This window comes from Demequina muriae (genome assembly GCF_030418295.1).
GTDB classification, from domain to species: domain Bacteria; phylum Actinomycetota; class Actinomycetes; order Actinomycetales; family Demequinaceae; genus Demequina; species Demequina muriae.
In genome coordinates this window covers 319,720-338,096 of the sequence record NZ_JAUHQA010000001.1, presented here as the reverse complement: position 1 = coordinate 338,096, position 18,377 = coordinate 319,720, and the positions used below count along the sequence as shown (strand labels likewise).

Below are 18,377 nucleotides of genomic sequence, written 5' to 3'. Positions count from 1 at the left end.
TGGTCCGGTGAGCAGCGAGGACCTCGAGAACTATGAAACCGACGCCGAGCTGGCGCTGTACCGCGAGTACCGCGATGTGGTGGGCCTGTTCCAGTACGTCGTCGAGACGGAGCGACGCTTCTACCTGTGCAACAAGGTGGACCTGCAGGTGCGCGCGTCTGGCGGCGACGTCTACTTCGAGGTGACCATGACCGATGCGTGGGTGTGGGACGTGTACCGCTCGGCGCGGCTGGTGCGCAACGTGCGCGTGGTGACCTTCAAGGACGTCAACATCGAGGAGCTGTCGACCGACGATGGCGCGATTCCCGACATCCGCCACCTGAGGCCGCGCTAGCGCCACTTGACAGTTCGTTGCACACTCTGCAAATATGCAGACTATGCAACAGACTGAGCTCGTGGCTGTCCGCGCGCCCGACGCCGCATCGGACACCAAGCCCGAAGGCCTGCGCGAGCGCAAGCGCCGCGAGACCCGCGACGCCACTCGGCGTGCGGCGATCGCACTCGGCCTCGAGCACGGGTACGACGCGGTGACGGTCGACATGATCTGCGATGCCGCCGGCATCTCGCCGCGGACGTTCTACAACTACTTCCCGAGCCGCGAGACCGCGGTGCTGGGGGAAGGCAAGCCGATGCCCGACGAGGCTCAGGTCGCCGCGTTCGTCGCCGCCACCGGCGTCTCCGACGTCGAGGCGTTCGCGGTCATGATGGCCGAGGTGTGGACGGACGCGGAGCCCGACCGCGAGCTGTTCCGTCAGCGCCGCCGCCTCCTCGACGCCACGCCAGAGCTCGCGGCGCTCAACATGATGCGGATCACCGAGGCCAGGGCGCAGTACGCCGAGATCGTGCGTCAGCGCCTCGACGCGACCCGTCCGGGTCTCTCGGATGCGGACGCTGAGATCGAGGCCGCCATGGCCGTGTCCATCGCCATGGGCGCGCTTCAGGTGGTGGCTCGCGGCTGGCTCGCCGGCGACGGCGAGGCCCCGCTCGCCTCGCTCATTCACGACTACTTTCCCCGCGTGCGGCGCCTCACCCAGGCGCCGACCGCGTGACGCACGCCGCCCGACCGGCGGCAGAACAGACGAGGAAATGACGGTGTCCCACCCCACGCACACCCGAGACCAGACGCCAGCCGAGACGCCCGACCGGCGCCAGCTGCTGCTGATGTTCATCGGCCTCATGACCGCGATGCTGCTCGCGGCGCTCTACCAGACCATCTTCGCGACTGCCCTGCCCACGATCGTGGGCGAGCTCGACGGCGTGGATCGCATGCTGTGGGTGACGACCGCCTACATTCTGGCGGCGACGGTCACCATGCCCATCTACGGCAAGCTCGGCGACCTGTACGGCCGCAAGGGGCTGTTCATCACGGCGATCGGGCTGTTCTTGGCCGGCTCGGTGGTGGGCGGATTGGCCCAGGGCATGGACTCCCTGATCGTGGGCCGCGTGATCCAGGGCCTCGGCGGCGGCGGGCTGTTCGTGCTCGCGCAGGCGATCATCGCCGATGTCGTGCCGGCGCGAGAGCGTGGCCGCTACATGGGGGTGATGGGTGGCGTGTTCGCGTTCGCGACTCTGACGGGGCCGCTGCTCGGCGGCTGGTTCACGGAGTCCATCGGATGGCGTTGGGTGATGTGGTTCAACCTCCCGCTTGGTGCTCTCGCGATCGCCTCTGCGGTGCTCTTCCTCAAGATTCCTGCACGTCCCCGCGCCGGGCGCAGGATCGACGTGGGCGGGATGGTCCTGCTCACGATCGCCTCGACGTCGCTGGTGCTCATGACGAGCTTCGGCGGCCACCAGTACGCGTGGGGGTCGCCGCAGATCATCGGCCTGATCGTGCTCACGGCCTCGGCCGCGCTGGCGTTCGTGGCGGTGGAGCGCCGCGCGAGCGAGCCGGTGATTCCGCTCGCGCTATTCCGCCGCCGCAACTTCGTGCTGCCCACGGCCGCCGGCCTGCTGGTGGGTGTCGGCATGTTCGGCACCGTCGGCTACATGCCCACGTACCTGCAGATGGTCGCGGGCGTGAGCGCCACCACGGCTGGACTGCTGATGGCCCCCATGATGGGCGCGATGCTCGTGACGTCCATCACCGCTGGCCGGGCCGTCACGCGCACCGGTCGCTACAAGGTGCTGCCGATCGTGGGGTCGGTGTTCATCGGGGCGGGCCTGTACCTGCTGTCGACCCTGACCGCGGACGGCGCCCTGTGGCACGTGTGCGCGTACCTCGCGGTCCTCGGCACCGGCCTGGGGCTGTCGATGCAGATCCTGGTGCTGGTGGTGCAGAACACCTTCCCGGTGTCGATGGTGGGGACGGCCACGGCGTCCAACAACTACTTCCGGCAGATCGGCGCCTCGCTCGGCACCGCGATCGTGGGCGCCCTGTTCACGGAGCGCCTGGTCGGGCTGCTCGCCGACCGGCTGCCCGCCGGCGGGGGAGCGCTCGAGGGTGGGACGAACTCGCTCACCCCCGCGCTCGTGCAGCAGCTGCCGGACGCACTGAGCGACGTGATCGTGGGGGCGTACAACGACGCTCTCACGCCGGTCTTCCTCCTGATGGTGCCGCTGTCGCTGGTGTCGTTCGTGCTGCTGCTCTTCGTGAAGGAGGCGCCGTTGGCGACACGGATCGAGCGCGAGATCGATCGCGACGCGCCGGTGCCTGCTGAGGCCTCCGCAGGCCCGGCTAACCGCGACCCGGCGCTGGTCCCCGCCCGCCCTTCGACGTAGGAACGTGAGGACTCATCGTCCCGTCCCCGCGTCTCCGGGAGGAAGCACAGGACTCCCGCAGGCGTGCGCGTCGGTAGGTTGCAAAGAAAGTCTTGCAAAGAAGTCTTTGCAAGGATATCGTCGTGCACATGACCACACCTCAGCGTCGACTCGACGCCGCAGCACTCAAGGGACTCGCGCACCCGCTGCGCGTCGACATCCTCGACAGCCTGGCCATGGCGGGTCCCGCCACCGCCTCGCTGCTCGCGGACCGGCTGGGGGAGTCCTCGGGCGCCACCAGCTACCACCTGCGCCAGCTCGCGCGGCACGGCTTCGTCGAGGAGGACCCCGATCGCGGCACCGGGCGTGAGCGGTGGTGGCGCATGGTTCCCGGCGGCCTGACCCTCGCGGCGACGGACATGCGCGAGGACCGCGCCGCCATGGACTCCACCATCCTGGTCGCGCGCCAGTTCGCGGATCAGCGCGCGCGCCACGTCGACACGTTCCTGCGGCGCGGCGAGGCGGAACTCGGTCCCGCATGGGTCGACTCGTCGATGCTGATCTCCGCGAGCGTGCGGATGACGGCGCACGAGCTCGACGAGCTGACCGACGCCGTCGAGGCGTTCGTCTCCGAGCGGCTCACGCCCTTCCGAGACCGCGAGGAACCGCCCGAGGCCAAGGTCGTCGCGCTGCACGTGAATGCCTTCCCGGTGGTCGGCGTGGACGGGGACGGGTCATGAGCGCCGCCGCGACCCGGGTCGCTGCCACGGACCCGTCTGCGAACGACTCGTCGTCGAAGGGGCCGGCTCTGGGCAAGGACTTCGGGAGGCTCTGGGGCGCGGCCATCGGCTCCAATCTGTCGGACGGCATCGCGCGGCTCGCGATACCCCTGGCGGCCGTCGGACTGACCACGGACCCGATCGCGATCGCCGTGCTCACCGCGCTTGCATATGTCCCCTGGCTGATCTTCGGCGTGCCGTCCGGAATGATCGTCGACCGCGTGGACCGTCGACACGCGATGGCCGCCGCCTCGGTGGTGCGCGTGGTCGCCGCCGCAGGGGTCGCGCTCGCGATCGCCACGGACCAGATCACGCTGTGGGTGCTCGCCGCCGCCGTGCTGGTGTTCGGACTGGGGGAGACGCTCTTCGACAACGCCACCAACGCGGTGCTGCCGTCACTGGTGCGCCGCCGCGGCCTCGACAAGGCCAACGGCCGCATTCAGGCCGCCCAGGTGGGCGTGGACATGTTCGTCGCCCAGCCCGTCTCGGGCGTGCTGTTCTCGCTGGCGATCGTGCTGCCCATGGTCGTCAGCGGGGCCGGCTACCTGATCGCGGGCGCCCTGGTGCTGCTCCTGCCGGCGACAGCCGCGCGGGCAGGTCGGTCTGAACTTCCGGCGGCCGATGCGGGGGACGGCGACCGATCCGGCGAGGCTCCGGCTGCGGTCCCGCTGCGCGCGGCGCTGGGCTTCCTTTGGCGTCACCGCTACCTGCGGTCGATGGTGCTGGTCACCTCGCTCGTGGGTGGGTTCCTTGCCTTCGCGCAGGCGATCACCGTGCTGCTGTTCGTCGATCACTACGGAGTGACCGCCGAGCTCGTGGGCATCGTCACCGCCGGCATCGGGCTCGGCGGCGTCGCGGGCGCGCTGACGGCCGGTCGCGTAGTGGTGCGCCTGGGCCGCGGCAGGACGATGCTGGGAGCGGCGATCGCCGGTGGGGTGGGACTCGTCGGCGTGGGGCTGGCGCCCAACGCGTGGGTCGCCGTCCTGGCGTACTCGGCGAGTGCGTATGGCATCGCAATGTGGAACGTCCCGTGGGGGTCGCTGCGGCAGTCGATCATCCCCGGGCACATGCTGGGCCGCGTGCTCGGCGCCGCGCGCACCGTCACGTGGGGTCTCATGCCGGTGGCGACGATGCTGGGCGGCTGGGTCGCCCGCGTCGACCTGCAGCTGCCCTACCTGATCGGCGGCGCGGGAACCGTGCTGGTGTCGCTGATCGCCGGTCGGCTGCTCCTTAGCGCCGATGCGCACATGCCCGCTGACGACAAGAACGACACGGACGCGACGCAGGTGGTCTCCGACGCCGAACCTGTGGAGGAGGTGCGTCCCGCCGGAGCTGGCGTCACGGTGCCCCAGGCTCCTCGACGTTCTTGACTGGTGGAGGCGCTCGGCCGGTCCGCGAATTCTCAGTGACTACCGATCGGCGGCCGAGAACTGCTTCTTCAGAAGAGGTTCACTTCTCCGGCTTCACATAGTCGCGCGCAGCGGTGGTGAAGGCGCTCATGGCACCCTCGAGCCTATCTTCTTGGGGCCCGAGGTCGAAGTTGCTCCATGTCGGCACATCGGCCCAGACGACTTCCGCCATCTCGTCCCAATACGCGCCGAAGGCCTCCGCATCGAACCCACCGCCATCGGCGCTCGTCTTCACGATCGCACGTTGGATCTCGTCGCTGACGAGGCTACTCACCAAAGAGGAGTCCATGTAGGCGCTGACCACCCGCTGACCCGGCTCGACGAGGGCCTCCGGGATATGGAGTGAAAGCCGGTTGAAGGTCCTGGAGAACGCGGCCAATTGCTCCCTGCGGCCCTCTGCTTGCGTGCTGACGGAGGGGAAGTGGTTCACGTTCTTCTTCGCAATGCGATGCATGCGCTTCGCGTCGGTAAGAACGATCCGCGCCAGCATCTGCGTCTCCGAGAACTCCTTCCAAAGTTCCGTGACCGCGTCGAGACCGCGCTGCGCCTTCTGGAGTTCCAGTTGCTCCTCAGAGACCTGCGCGATTCCATAGGTCGCCACGACGTACGAAGTCGTGACCGCCACGAGAATCAGAGTCGCGACTGCCTGCACGAAGGTGGAGATGTTCTTCCCAAACGCGTCGTCGACTACGAACGCGAGTACGGCGGCCAAGGTCAGGGCAATCCCCAACGGCACCCAGAAACTTGGTCTCTTCAACATGCTCCGACCTCCTGCCGAGAGCCTAGCGACCAGCACCGACGGTTGACATCGACACCCGCACCCAGTTGATTTCGACCACGGATGCTGTGACCTACGTCCGGGTCTTGACCCAATGCGAAGCGCTCGACGGCTACGGACTCGACGTGCAGGAACGACTCTTCCTCGACTACGTGAAGCGGGCTGGCCTCGAGGTCGTGGACGTTCACAAGGACGAAGGTTTGTCCGGGACGCTGCTGTCAGCCGAACGGCCGGCGCTGATGGACGGTCTGTCCGCTCTACGGGATGACCTCGCGGATGTTCTGGTCGTTGCCAGTTTGGACCGCTTGGCCCGAGCGTTGACGACGCAGGAGGCGATTCTCGCTGAGTGCTGGAAATACGGCGCACAGGTCCACGCTGCCGACACGGGCCGTGTGCCGGAGGACGATCCCGATGGCCTGATGCGAACCGCCATGCGCCAGATGGCCGGCGTCTTCGCTGAACTCGACCGCGCGGTGACGGTCAAGCGACCACGGGATGGCCGCAAAGCCAAAGCTTCCAAGGGCGGACACCCCAGTGGCTCGTACCTGTATGGGTTCTCCAAGCAGAGGCCCGTGCCGGGGGAGCAGCGCGTACTGGCCGAGGCCAAAGCCATGCGCCGTGCGGGTCACGACTGGCAGGCCAGCGCGGATGACCTCACCCAGCGTGGCCTCAGTCCGAGGAAGGCTCAGGCGTGGACGAAGGCGAACATCGCCAAGGTCATTCGCTGACTGGTTCCTTGCTTCTGGACAACATCTCTCCCAGGGGTGGTGCTCCGACGAAGGTGATGAGCGTGACGATACTTGCTGTCATAGTCAGTACCTCCTTCCAGTTTTCTCGAAGCAGCAGCAACAAGGTTGTAGCGATTGGTGCAATGCATGCAAGGAGCGTCCTGGCGAGAGAGTGTCCAAAGCTAGATGCTGTCCACAAGCAAGGAACGCTTCAGTTTACCATGCCTTTACACTATGGTGCTGGCGAGGATGAACCTGCGGAAGGTGATGGCTCCGGTGGGATCCCGTCTCCATTGGTGTCGCAGTGCGCACCGTCGGGCTCGACGAGCGGCCGAATATCGCAATAGACGATGAACAGCGGGTCACCCCGATGCCACTGGATAGTCGAGCCCTCTTCGGGTGTGTCCTGACGCAGATAGTACGTGCCGCCATCGCCGGTCTGGAGCCAGGTGGTTGCGAAGGGGTAGCTCTCGCCGTCGAAGCCAATCCATGCCGTCGGCTGCGCTGAAAACGCAGACTGGAAGAGGCCAAAAAGCAGCGAGGCGAGTACGGCAATAACGCCGACCGGCATGAGTAGCGACTCGAACGCTCTGCGAAGCGCACTGCCCCGTCTGCCCCGCTGGCGCGACGACCTTGACGGGAAAAAAGTGTCTCGCGAGAGTTGGAAGTACGTCTTGTTCTCGCGCTTCATTGCCTCACTGATGTCCCAAAGAGCCATCGGCATGACTAGCGCGCTGAAGGCCCACACTGCGCCCACGAGCCAGCGTGTAACCCCGTCCTCCGTCGTTGTGAATGTGACGACTGCAAAAAGCCCCATGGTTCCGAAGGCGGCCCATTGCAGCGCGGCGAGCCGGTTCCTGAAGAAGAGTGGGATGGACAGTGCGCTTAGAAGTGCACCGAGCGGCACGACGTACGCGGCTGACGCCATCGCGAATCGTGCGAAGTCGGTGCGCGCCAATACTACGGAGGCGGCATCCATATCGCCTTGCGCAAGCGTAATGACGCGGATGAGTACGTAGACAGGCGAGAGGAGCGCGACGAACACACCGATGATTCCGAGGGTTGACCGAAACCGGGCCCAGTCGAAGAACGGGCGTTCGGTGACCTCCGGCGCTCCGGGTTGGGTCACGTCCTCAGCCATGTCGACACCCTACCGAGCCACGCGGACGCCGCCGCCCGGCTAGTTGGACCCGCCGCGGCTTCAACGTGCTCAGACGCGACGACAGCCCGCCCCAGATGAGCGCGACGGGCCGTCGTCGTTGGGTGCCTATACGGGTCCCCGTGAATCGCCGCTAGAGACGCGGGTCGTCTTCGTCACTGAGTTTCCCGGCCTCCCGCCGCTTTTTCTGCCACTGGAAGAGGTGGGGCTGTTGTGCTTCGAGTGCGAGGCCGACCTTGCAGTCGTCGAGAGGTTCACCGCAACTGCACTCGTCCTTCGAGATGACCGGATTGTGCACGCCCTCGATCCTCGTGAGCGCGAGCATGGCCATATCCCTGGCGTACCAAGCCTTCGCCCGGTCCTCGTGGGCTTCGCGCACAAGGTCATTCACGTAGTACCGCTCTACGACATCGGGAGGCAAGTCCTCATACTTCGCGTCGAGCTGCTTCTCGTAGTCCTTGATGATTGCGCGCTGTTTGGCCACTTCGGATTTGAGGGCGTTGACGGTGGAATTCAGTTCGGTGGTGTCCTTGTCGTACTTCGCACGCCACCGTGCCTTATGGTCGTCATCCTGTTTCTTGGGGATCGTCGTTGCACTAAATCGGTGAGACTTGCACGCGCGACACTGAGCGACGTCGTGTGCGTTCGTGAAGTTGAACGTGTCGAGCATGCCGCAGCACACGCAACGGTCGGTGACGTCCCGGTGAAGGATTGTCTTGGGCATGATGGTCCACGCTCTCGTTTCTCTAAGGGTCGCCCGAGGGTCTGACACGTGAGTGCGACACGCCGTGCCGCTAGTGTGCGCACATGACGGACGTGAACTGGCTCCTATCCGCGATGATGCAGTCCGGCGCTGCCATCGTCGCCATCGTCGGTGGCATGGCCGTAGCTAGGTTCGTGTCCAGCCGCCGCGACTTTGACATCTCGAAGGCTGCGTCTGAGAGCGCAGATCTGCACCTGGAGCGAGACGAAATAAGTGCGGAAGAACTTGCTCGGAACGCGAACCGCCTCGAGGGTCAAGTCCTCGCGACTGAGGGCGCTGTCTACGACGAGATCGCGCACCACGTTGACGTCGACTACCTCGTCGAAACCCATGCCTTCAGCGCGTCAACCGCTGTGCGGAGCGCATTCAAGGAGCGATGCGAGACCAGGATCGACCTGCTAGCAGAGTACGAAGGCGAACTCGACCTTCTAGGGAGGACTTCCAATGTGGTGGTCACGTGGGAAGAAGTGGCACAACGCATCCCGATACGAAAGCGCATGGCTGATCAGTACCTGTGGAAGTATGCGTATCTGGTGACCTTGGAAGGGATGGCTGCCCGGTCGCTCCTCCTTTGGGGCGAGGTTGAGGAGTTGCGTAGGGAGGTAGACGCCGACGTCGAGCGGGCCAACGAAGAACTTGAGAAGCAACTGGGTCGTGCTCGGGAACAGGAACGCCAGAAGCGGGAGGTGGTCACCAAGTCGATCGCAGAGTCTGCCACCGCACGGGCCGAGTTCGCGCGGGTGAAGGCGAGTGACGATTACTCATTGATTATTCGGGTCCTGGGCTACGCAGCCGTCCTCATGATCTGCTACCCGTTGGTCCTCCTGGCTCTGCCGCTGATAGAGGTGCCATTGGTGTGGCGGCTGACCGCTGTACTTCCTTTCGTCGCGGGTCTCGGGGCGATGTCGCGATTCATGGCGGTGTACGCGAACTACTTGAACGGCAATGTCGAGCAGATCCCTCGCACTCTCGCCGAACTTGCCGGTGCACCGCGGGGGCGATTGTTCGGTCCAGAAGACGAGGGCCTTGGGCTTCTCGCGGCTAAAACGTCCAGGTGGGAGCGGTTCGTAGACGGAGCGAAAGCCGCACGACCCCACTTGCTTCCCCGCGTCGTTATGTGGGCTCCGGTCGGGGTGGCGTTGGTACTGCTCAGCATCTTCGCCACCTACGTGGTGCCGGCGTCTACTTCGTCTTGATGGTCACGCGCTGACGTATGCCCTCACGCTGGTGGGCCTCGACTCGTGCACGGTGGTCGTCAACGGACTCGCTGGCTCGCTTTGGAAGGCCGGTAGCCATCCCCTCCGGCCACTTATCTACGACGACCTGAGCAACTAGCAGCCGGATGAAGTTGCGGCGTCTGGACACGTTCCATGAGCGCCAGTCAAGACCATCGGCCATCGCCGCGCTGAGGACAGTCGTGCCGAGCATCGAGTCGATGCGACCGTTCAGCGACTCCAGTTCGGTGTTGATGCGCGTGACCTGCTGGCGCATCTCTTGTTCGGGCATTAGTCCTTCGACGAACAGTGACCGTGCGCGACGTGCGTGTTCTTCGAGGTTGGCCTTCTGACCTTCCAGACGGGCCAGTTCGGCGTCATGGGCAGGGTCCTGTTCAGCCGAGCGCTGCTGCCAACGGGGGTTCTCTTCGAGAGAGGCGATCACGGTGTCGAAGACGTACGACTCTAGGCGTTCGTAGTCCACCGTCAGATGACCGCAACCGCCCGTGTGCTTCGCGCATCGGAGGCCCGCACGGTTGCTGCGCTCCTTCCCCCGCTTGTAGCTCGTCAGGGATGCACCGCATAGGCCACACACGCAGAGGCCTCCGCCAAGTGAGTACCGCCCACCCTTCACGCCGGGGGATATGGTCTTGCGTCGCTCCGGGTCCGAGAAGATGCGGACGAGCCGGTCGAACGTCTCAACGTCTACGACTGGCTCCCACTTGACCTCACCGAGTTTTGGATTCTCCGAGCACGGCACGGTTGCGGCGAACCGGACGGAGACTTGCTACGCGCCAGATCTCGCCGGTGCGCGGGGCGCGACCTAGACGACCGCAGTAGCGCCGTCCCCAGCGTTCGCCGCGCTCGACTCATCCCCCGCCCGCCCCAGGCTCCCGCGCATCGGCCGGACGAACCCTCCACCGTGGGCCGCGGAGGTGGGACATGGCGGCGAAGGACGCGGTGGGTCGGCACGGGGAGCAGGTCGTGGCGCGGCGGCTCGAGGAGGACGGCTGGGAGGTGCTCGCGCGCAACTGGCGCGTGGCTCGCGGCGAGATCGACATCGTGGCCGTCGACGGGCACGCGGTGGTCGCGGTCGAGGTCAAGACGCGGCGCACCGACGCGTGCGGTTCGCCTCTCGAGGCGGTGACGCCGGCGAAGGTGGCTCGCCTGCGCGCACTGCTGGCGGCGTGGCTGCGGCAGCAGAGCCGCACGTTCTCCGACGCGCGCATCGACGTGGTCGCGGTGACGCTCCCGGCGGCAGGGGCCGCTCAGCTCGAGCACGTGCGGGGCGTCGAGTGATCGGCCGGTCACGGGCCATCGTGCTGGCGGGTCTCCACGGGCACGTGGTCGACGTCGAGGCCCACATCGGGTCGAGCCTGCCAGCCTTCACCATCGTGGGATTGCCCGATGCGTCGCTCACCGAGGCGCGCGACCGCGTGCGTGCTGCGGTCGCCAGTTCAGGGCTCTCCTGGCCGCAGCGGCGCATCACCGTGAACCTCTCGCCCGCGTCCTTGCCCAAGCGCGGGTCGGCCACGGACCTCGCCATCGCGGTCGCGGTGCTCGCGGCGGCGGGGATGATCGACCCTGCGCGGGCGGGGGCGGGAGCGCACCTCGGCGAGCTCGGGCTCGACGGGAGGGTGCGGCCCATCGCTGGCGTCCTCCCCGCAGTCGCGGCCGCCGTCGGCGCGGGCATGCCCTCGGTGACCGTGCCGTGGGCCAACGCCGACGAGGCCAGGCTCGTGCCGGGCGCCGAGGTGCACCCCGTCGCCTCCCTTGCCGAGCTCGCTCGGGCCTACGGAAGCGCCGATGCGGTGGCGTCGGCCAGTGAGCCGGTCACGTCACCGCCAGTGCCAGCGATGGCAGAGTCTCAGGCGGACCTGAGTGAGGTCAGGGGCCAGGGGGAGGCGCGCTGGGCGCTCGAGGTCGCCGCCGCCGGCGGGCATCACCTGCTCATGACCGGGCCACCCGGCGCCGGCAAGACGATGCTGGCGTGCCGACTGCCCAGCGTGCTGCCCCCGCTTGCGGACGCCGATGCCGTCGCCGCGACCTCGATCCATTCGCTCTCCGGCTCGCTCGACGTCTCCGGCGGGCTCATGCGTCGGGCACCGTTCGAGGCGCCGCACCACTCGGCCTCGGCGGCGGCGATCGTGGGCGGGGGCAGCGGCTTGGCGCGCCCCGGCGCGATCTCTCGCGCCCACGCGGGGGTGCTCTTCCTGGACGAGGCTCCCGAGTTCCCGGCCCGTGTGCTCCAGACCCTCCGCCAACCGCTCGAGAGCGGCGAGATCGTGCTCCACCGGGCCAGCGGCGCGACACGCTATCCGGCCAGATTTCAACTGGTGCTCGCCGCGAATCCCTGTCCCTGCGGCCACTTCTATGGGAACGGCACGCGGTGCACGTGCAGCGCGATCGTCCGGCGGCGGTACTTCGGAAGGCTCTCGGGACCGCTTCTCGACCGCGTCGACATCCAGGTCGACGTCCATCCCGTGCGCCGCGGCGCCGACGAGCCAGGCGAGAGCTCGGCGGAGGTGGCCGCGCGAGTGGCACGGGCTCGGGAGAGGGCGGGCGCCCGGCTCTCGTCTCACGGGTGGTCCCTCAACTCCCAGGCCTCCGGCGCCTGGCTGCGCCGCCACACGCCTCCGCGCGCGGTCACTCCCGTGTGGAGGGCTCTCGACACGGGAGTGCTCTCCGCGCGAGGCGCGGACCGGGCTCTCAGATTGGCGTGGACGCTCGCGGACCTGCGCGAGGCGGACGAGCCAGGGGAGGACGACGTGGCTCAGGCGATGACCCTGCGGTCGCGAGGGTCGGCCGCATGAGCGCCGATGCGTGGATCGAGTGGAGTGCGCTCGCCGAGCCGGCGGACGAGGCCGCGGGCTGGCTCATCTCCACGCTCGGCCCGGATGCGGCACGGGAGTGGGTGGACGTCGCCGCACGCGATGTCGTCGAGGCCACGATCATGCTCGCGGGCAGCGCGCCGGAGCGCACCATCACCGACGTGGTGCGCGCGAGCGAGCGGTGGGCGCGACGGCGGGAGGGGGCACGCTCGGATGACCTTCGTGAACGCGCCGATCACTGCGGCGCGCGCGTGGTGGTGCGCGACGACGCCGAGTGGCCCACGGCGGTGGACGCGCTCGGGCGCGGGGCGCCCTTCGCGCTCTGGGTGCGAGGCGTCGAGCCCCTGGCCGCCCTGTTGCCGCGATCGGTGGCGATCGTCGGCGCGAGGTCGTCGACGTCCTACGGCGATCACATCGCCAGCACCATGGCCGCCCACGCGGCCGATCACGGCTGGTCGGTGGTGTCAGGCGGCGCCTACGGCATCGATGCGGCGGCTCACCGGGGTGCGCTCGCGGCCGGGGGTCGCACCCTCGCCGTGATGGCGGGCGGGGTGGACCGCCTGTACCCGGCGGGCAACGGCGACCTGCTCACGCGAGTGCTCGACCAGGGTGCGATCGTGAGTGAGGTGCCGCCAGGGTGGGCACCGCATCGGTCGCGGTTCCTCACCCGCAACCGCCTCATCGCCTGTGCGACCGCCACCGTGGTCGTCGAGGCGGCGGGGCGGTCGGGCGCGCTCAGCACCGCGAACCGTGCGGCCGAGCTCGCCCGCCCCGTCGCGGCGGTGCCCGGCCCCGTGACGAGTGCCACGTCCGCAGGCTGTCACCGGCTGATCCGCGACGGCATGGCGGTGCTGGTGACCGGCGGCGCCGATGTGCTGGAGCTGGCGGGGCCCATCGAGCTTCGCGAAGGCGACGCCATCGACGGCGGTGCCGGGCGTGGTGAGGGCAGCAACCGGGCGATGCCCGAGTTCGCGGCCCCCGCGGACCGCGCCGTCTTCGATGCGCTCGGGCACCGGGCGAAGGCCGTGGAGGGGCTCTCCGCCACCGCGGGCCTCACACTGGCGGAGGTCAGGGCCGCCCTCGGGCGACTGGAGCTCGCCGGTGCAGTCCACCGGGACGGCACTGGATGGCGTCGCGCGTCGCCCCCGCAGGCGAAACGTTTCGGCGCCCGGGAGCGCCCACGGCCCCGTCAAGAAAGGGACGAAACGGGACAAAAGATGCGTGAGGCATGAGATTGATGTGACGAATGTGACAAGAGGGGTTGATATGACAGGTGTGACGGTGCCACAGTGACTCCATGCCGACCAGGGGTGCGAGGGGACGGACCGGGCTGATTGCCCTGTTCGAGGGCTACCTGCGCCATCAGCGAGGTCTGTCCGAGAACACGGTGCGCGCCTACCGGGGCGACCTCTCCCACCTCGCGGCCTTCGTGACGCATGGCGACGTGATGCCGTCATCGCTCCACGACGACCACGACGATCGTGACGACCTCGGTGACGACGTCCTGGATGTCGACTCTGCGCTCGAATCAGTCGAGCTCCAGGATCTGCGCGCATGGCTCGCGATGATGGCCGGCGCCGGACTCAGCCGCACCACCCTCGCGCGACGGGGCGCGGCCGTGCGCGCCTTCTATGCGTGGGCGCACAAGAACGAGCACGTCGACCACAACCCGGCCCTGCGCCTTGCGTCCGCCCGCGCCGCATCCACGCTTCCCGCGGTGATGAGCCCGGCGGACGTCATGACGCTGCTCAGCGTCGCCCAGACCCGGTGCGACGACGGCGACGCGATGCATCTGCGCGACTGGGCTGCGGCAGAGCTCCTCTACGCGACCGGCATGCGCGTCGGAGAACTGGCCTCCGTCGACTTGGCGGACATCGATCTCGACGAGCGGCTCGTGCGCGTGGTGGGCAAGGGGAACAAGGAGCGAGTCGTGCCTTTCGGGGTTCCGGCCGCCCGCGCGATCCGCGCATGGATCGCTGACGGCCGACCGGCCCTCGTGAGTCACGAGACCGACTCGGCGCTGTTCCTCGGCCGCCGCGGCGGCCGAGCCGGGCAGCGTCAGATCCGCGAAGCGATCCATGCCCTGTGCCGAGCGGCGGACGTTCCCGAGATCGCTCCTCACGCCCTGCGACACAGCGCGGCGACGCACCTGCTCACCGGCGGCTCCGACCTTCGGTCGGTCCAAGAGGTGCTGGGCCACGCAAGCCTGAACACGACTCAGCGATACACCCACGTGTCCGCAGAACGCCTGCGCGCCACCTACCAACTCGCGCACCCGCGCGCCTAGGAGAACCATGTCGAGCTTGAACGCGGTGCGCACGCACGCCACGGAGGAGCTGATGAGTGGCGCCCCCGAGCGTCCCGAGGCCAGCACGGTCGCGACGTGGTGGGAGGATCTCCACTCCGAGGACGAGGCCATCCGCCTCGAGGCGCGCGATGCGCTCATCACCCACCATGCGCCCCTGGTGACGCAGGTGGCGTCGCGAATGATCGGCCGGCTCCCCGACACCGTCGAGCTCGCCGACCTCGTGTCGTACGGCATGTTCGGTCTGATCGATGCGGTCGCCAAGTTCGAGCCCGCTCGCGGGTACAAGTTCGAGACCTACGCCGCCCAGCGAGTGCGCGGAGCCATCATCGACGAGCTGCGCGCCGCCGACTGGGTGCCGCGCTCCGTGCGCTCGAAGGCACGCACCGTCGAACAGGCGACCCGTGCGCTCGAGCAGACCCTGCTGCGGCCCGTCACCGACGAGGACGTCGCCGATCATCTCGGTTGGCACACCGCCGAGGTGCGCACGGTCCGGGCGCAGGTCGCGCTGTCGCATGTGGCGGCGCTCGACGGCATGGTGTCCGGTGGCGAGACGCAGGCCATCGACTCCGCACTGGCGCACTCCGCTCCCGAGGCCTCCATGTCGTTCGAGGCACGGGAGACGCGCGCGCTGCTGGCGACGGCCGTCCAGGGCGTGCGCGATCGTGAGCAGGAGGTGCTGCGGCTGTACTACTTCGAGAACCTGACCCTCGCGCAGATCGGTCAGATCCTCGGGGTGACGGAATCGCGGGTCTCCCAGATCCACTCCGGGGCCGTGAAGAAGCTCCGGGAGTCGCTGCTGCGCACCGGCGCCTTCGCCTGAACGACTGCGCCGAGCGCGGCAGGAGCCGCACCGGTCCGTACCCCTCGAGCGCGTCGAGAGGGTCGACGTAGTCGCCGTCGAACCGCACGCCCCAATGCACGCACGCCGCAGGGGCGCAGTGCCCGTCCGCGTCGCCGACAGTGCCGAGCACTGCGCCGCGGCCCACGCGGTCACCCGCAGTCACCGCCGCATCGACCGGCTCGAGGCTGGTCAGCCCGCCATCGTCATGCCTGACCGTGACGACGCCACGATTCACCACCCAGCCGACGAACTCGACGACCCCTGGCGCAGGTGACTCCACCGGCGCGCCGATCTCTGTGGCGAGGTCCACGCCGCGGTGCCCGGCGAGCCAGGGCTCGGGCGGGATGCGCGCCAGCGCGACCACGCGCATCGGCTCGATGGGGGATCCGTAGGGCGCTGCCGGCGCCCACGGCGGGCTCACGGTCGCGGGCGCCGGCGAAGCGAGCGCGACGGCGGTGACGGCGAGCGCCAGCGTGGCCGGAGCCGCACGACCCCACCTGAGGTGACGTGTCATCACGCCATCTCAGCCGCGCGCATCGGCCCGTGCCACCCGAACGGGCTCGACCGGGGGAGGCGGCGGGGACCGGCACGGCGGGGGACCGCTGAGGCCGTCAGGTATGCCGTCCGTGCTCCCGTCAGGTATCATCGCCAGTGCATCCGGCATGCCCGGATGACATCGCGTGCCATTCGCGCCACCCACCGGTTCACCGGCAGGGAGCGCGCCGGGAAGGCGAGGTCCGAGCGCAGCTCGGTGCCGACCCGCGTTGGCACTAGGGATTCGGCCCAGATGGGTCGCATCGTCAACCGAACACGCGGGGTCCTCCGACCCCGCACACGAACATGCACGCCTCGCGCGTGCGGAACAGGACGAACCATGGCCGTCGTGACCATGCGACAGCTGCTCGACTCCGGTGTCCACTTCGGACACCAGACCAGCCGCTGGAACCCCAAGATGAAGCGCTTCATCTTCACCGAGCGCAACGGCATCTACATCATCGACCTGCAGCAGTCGCTCGCGATGATCGACTCCGCCTACGAGTTCGTGCGCGACACGGTCGCTCACGGCGGCACGGTGCTGTTCGTCGGCACCAAGCGCCAGGCGCAGGAGCAGATCGCCGAGCAGGCCAAGCGCGTGGGCATGCCCTTCGTGAACGAGCGCTGGCTCGGTGGAATGCTCACCAACTTCCAGACCGTGAGCAAGCGCGTCTCGCGCCTCAAGGAGCTCGAAGAGATCGACTTCGACGACGTCGCAGGCTCGGGCCGCACCAAGAAGGAACTTCTCGGGATGCGCCGTGAGAAGGACAAGCTGGACAAGACCCTGGGCGGCATCCGCGACATGGCCAAGACGCCGTCCGTCGTGTGGATCGTCGACACCAACAAGGAGCACCTTGCCGTCGACGAGGCGCGCAAGCTCGGCATCCCCGTGGTGGGCATCCTCGACTCCAACTGCGACCCGGACCAGGTCGCCTATGGCATCCCGGGCAACGACGACGCCATCCGTGCGGTGGGCCTGCTCACCCGCGTGATCGCCGATGCGGTCGCCGAGGGCGTGCGCATCCGTCACACCCCCAAGGGCGACGAGGCTGAGGCCGACGGCGCCGCTGAGCCGCTCGCCGAGTGGGAGCAGGAGCTCCTGGGTGGCGACAAGGACGAGGCGAAGGCCGAGAAGTCGGACGCCAAGGCTGACAAGGATGAGGCGAAGGCTGACGAGGCCGAGGCCACGTCCGACGAGCCCGAGGTGAAGGCTGACGACGCCGAGACCGCCGAGGACGCCGCTCCCGAGGCCGACGCTCCTGCGGAGACGGACGCCAAGGACGAGAAGGCCGACGAGGCCGCTGCTGAGAAGCCTGCGCCCAAGAAGGCGCCGGCCAAGAAGCCTGCGCCCAAGAAGCCGGCCGCCAAGAAGACCGCCGATGCGGACGAGGCGAAGGCCGATGAGCCTGCCGCCGAGACCGCCGACGAGAAGTAAGGAATCCCTATGGCGAACTACACCGTTGCTGACATCCAGGCGCTCCGTGAGCGCACGGGTGCGGGCATGCTCGACGTCAAGAAGGCGCTGGACGAGGCCGAGGGCGACCTCGACAAGGCCGTCGACATCCTGCGCGTGAAGGGCCTCAAGGGCGTCACCAAGCGTGAGGGCCGGTCGGCCTCCGAGGGCCTCGTCGCCGCATCCATCCAGGATGTGGATGGCGGCCAGGTGGGCACGCTCATCGAGCTCAACTCCGAGACCGACTTCGTCGCGAAGAACGACAAGTTCGTGGCCCTGGCGCAGACCGTGCTCGACGCGGTCGTCGCATCGGGCTCGGACTCGGCCGAGGCGGCACTCGCCTCGCAGTTCAATGGCACGTCGCTTCAGGACGTCATCGACGCCGAGGCCGGCATCCTGGGCGAGAAGATCGTCCTGCGCCGTGTCGCACGCATCGAGGCTCCGGTCGTGACCGAGTACCTCCACCGCACCAACAAGGACCTCCCCGCCCAGGTGGGCGTCCTGGTGGGCTCCGACGCGAAGGCCGGCGAGGTCGCACGCGACATCGCGATGCACATCGCGGCGTACTCGCCCACGTACCTCGTGCGCGAGGACGTGCCCGAGGAGACGGTCGCCAACGAGCGTCGCGTCGCCGAAGAGACGGCCAAGGCAGAGGGCAAGCCCGAGGGCGCCCTGCCGAAGATCGTCGAGGGCCGCCTCAACGGGTTCTTCAAGGAGAACACCCTGGTGGACCAGGCATTCGCGAAGGACCCGAAGACCACGGTCGGCAAGGTCATCGAGGCCGCTGGCGGCCAGGTGACCGGCTTCGCACGCTTCCGCGTGGGAGCGTAGTCTTCCCGTCAGGAGACTCGACCACACAGCACGACGCGCCGCGACCCTAGGA

Annotated in this window: 18 protein-coding genes and 1 pseudogene; 14 read left to right on the top strand and 5 right to left on the bottom strand. The window is 68.2% G+C overall.

Going from position 1 to position 18,377, the window contains the following annotated elements:
• The first annotated feature begins 7 nt into the window (after positions 1-7).
• From QQX02_RS01600 to QQX02_RS01580, 5 genes are all read left to right on the top strand, one after another.
• Positions 8-334, top strand: coding sequence for a DUF2469 domain-containing protein (locus QQX02_RS01600; protein WP_062134871.1), 327 nt, complete (start codon positions 8-10; stop codon positions 332-334).
• Between the two features lie 61 nt (positions 335-395).
• A complete protein-coding gene (locus QQX02_RS01595) occupies positions 396-1,049 on the top strand; it encodes a TetR family transcriptional regulator (RefSeq protein ID WP_301140792.1) in 654 nt (217 codons plus the stop codon).
• Positions 1,050-1,092: 43 nt separating this feature from the next.
• Positions 1,093-2,718: an MDR family MFS transporter gene (locus tag QQX02_RS01590; RefSeq protein ID WP_367304222.1), complete on the top strand. Its 1,626-nt coding sequence runs from the start codon at positions 1,093-1,095 to the stop codon at positions 2,716-2,718.
• A gap of 128 nt (positions 2,719-2,846) precedes the next feature.
• Positions 2,847-3,437 (top strand): ArsR/SmtB family transcription factor, encoded by a 591-nt coding sequence (locus QQX02_RS01585; RefSeq protein WP_301140791.1) that lies wholly within the window; start codon positions 2,847-2,849, stop codon positions 3,435-3,437.
• A complete protein-coding gene (locus QQX02_RS01580) occupies positions 3,434-4,846 on the top strand; it encodes an MFS transporter (protein ID WP_301140789.1) in 1,413 nt (470 codons plus the stop codon). Before QQX02_RS01585 ends, QQX02_RS01580 begins: the two co-directional genes overlap by 4 nt.
• 79 nt (positions 4,847-4,925) lie before the next feature.
• Here QQX02_RS01580 and QQX02_RS01575 read toward each other — a convergent pair whose 3' ends face one another.
• A complete protein-coding gene (locus tag QQX02_RS01575) occupies positions 4,926-5,645 on the bottom strand; it encodes a hypothetical protein (protein WP_301140787.1) in 720 nt (239 codons plus the stop codon).
• Between the two features lie 86 nt (positions 5,646-5,731).
• Between QQX02_RS01575 and QQX02_RS01570 the strand changes: the two genes are divergently transcribed.
• Entirely contained in the window at positions 5,732-6,391 is a 660-nt protein-coding gene (locus tag QQX02_RS01570; RefSeq protein WP_301140786.1) for a recombinase family protein, read from the top strand.
• A 232-nt stretch (positions 6,392-6,623) separates the two neighbouring features.
• On the opposite strand, the gene QQX02_RS01565 is transcribed toward QQX02_RS01570, so the two are convergent.
• Positions 6,624-7,532, bottom strand: coding sequence for a hypothetical protein (locus QQX02_RS01565; protein WP_301140785.1), 909 nt, complete (start codon positions 7,530-7,532; stop codon positions 6,624-6,626).
• Between the two features lie 151 nt (positions 7,533-7,683).
• Complete coding sequence (locus QQX02_RS01560) at positions 7,684-8,274, bottom strand: hypothetical protein (RefSeq protein WP_301140784.1); 591 nt, start codon at positions 8,272-8,274, stop codon at positions 7,684-7,686.
• Positions 8,275-8,357: 83 nt separating this feature from the next.
• Here QQX02_RS01560 and QQX02_RS01555 point away from each other — a divergent pair, with 83 nt between their 5' ends.
• Positions 8,358-9,509 carry a hypothetical protein gene (locus QQX02_RS01555; protein ID WP_301140783.1) on the top strand — a complete coding sequence of 384 codons (1,152 nt, stop codon included), beginning with the start codon at positions 8,358-8,360 and terminating at the stop codon, positions 9,507-9,509.
• Here QQX02_RS01555 and QQX02_RS01550 read toward each other — a convergent pair.
• Positions 9,496-10,122 (bottom strand): recombinase zinc ribbon domain-containing protein, encoded by a 627-nt coding sequence (locus QQX02_RS01550; protein ID WP_301143623.1) that lies wholly within the window; start codon positions 10,120-10,122, stop codon positions 9,496-9,498. The genes QQX02_RS01555 and QQX02_RS01550 overlap by 14 nt on opposite strands.
• Positions 10,123-10,469: 347 nt before the next feature.
• Here QQX02_RS01550 and QQX02_RS01545 point away from each other — a divergent pair, with 347 nt between their 5' ends.
• The 5 genes from QQX02_RS01545 (at position 10,470) to QQX02_RS01525 (ending at position 15,486) form a co-directional block, all read left to right on the top strand.
• Positions 10,470-10,826: a YraN family protein gene (locus QQX02_RS01545; RefSeq protein WP_301140782.1), complete on the top strand. Its 357-nt coding sequence runs from the start codon at positions 10,470-10,472 to the stop codon at positions 10,824-10,826.
• A complete protein-coding gene (locus tag QQX02_RS01540; RefSeq protein ID WP_301140781.1) occupies positions 10,823-12,340 on the top strand; it encodes a YifB family Mg chelatase-like AAA ATPase in 1,518 nt (505 codons plus the stop codon). The genes QQX02_RS01545 and QQX02_RS01540 overlap by 4 nt, the downstream gene beginning before the upstream one ends.
• A complete protein-coding gene (gene dprA / locus QQX02_RS01535; protein WP_301140780.1) occupies positions 12,337-13,590 on the top strand; it encodes a DNA-processing protein DprA in 1,254 nt (417 codons plus the stop codon). The genes QQX02_RS01540 and dprA overlap by 4 nt, the downstream gene beginning before the upstream one ends.
• 65 nt (positions 13,591-13,655) lie before the next feature.
• The gene (locus QQX02_RS01530; protein WP_301140779.1) at positions 13,656-14,645 is read left to right on the top strand and encodes a tyrosine-type recombinase/integrase; all 990 of its coding nucleotides are present in this window, start codon (positions 13,656-13,658) and stop codon (positions 14,643-14,645) included.
• Positions 14,646-14,652: 7 nt separating this feature from the next.
• The gene (locus QQX02_RS01525) at positions 14,653-15,486 is read left to right on the top strand and encodes a sigma-70 family RNA polymerase sigma factor (RefSeq protein WP_301140778.1); all 834 of its coding nucleotides are present in this window, start codon (positions 14,653-14,655) and stop codon (positions 15,484-15,486) included.
• Between the two features lie 118 nt (positions 15,487-15,604).
• On the opposite strand, the pseudogene QQX02_RS01520 reads toward QQX02_RS01525, so the two are convergent.
• Positions 15,605-15,877 (bottom strand): annotated as a pseudogene (locus QQX02_RS01520) (peptidoglycan DD-metalloendopeptidase family protein); the annotation flags it as partial.
• Positions 15,878-16,381: 504 nt separating this feature from the next.
• Between QQX02_RS01520 and rpsB the strand changes: the two are divergent.
• Positions 16,382-17,476, top strand: a complete 1,095-nt coding sequence (rpsB, locus tag QQX02_RS01515; RefSeq protein WP_301140777.1) for a 30S ribosomal protein S2 — start codon at positions 16,382-16,384, stop codon at positions 17,474-17,476.
• A 9-nt stretch (positions 17,477-17,485) separates the two neighbouring features.
• Complete coding sequence (tsf, locus tag QQX02_RS01510; protein WP_301140776.1) at positions 17,486-18,325, top strand: translation elongation factor Ts; 840 nt, start codon at positions 17,486-17,488, stop codon at positions 18,323-18,325.
• The last annotated feature ends 52 nt before the right edge of the window (positions 18,326-18,377 follow it).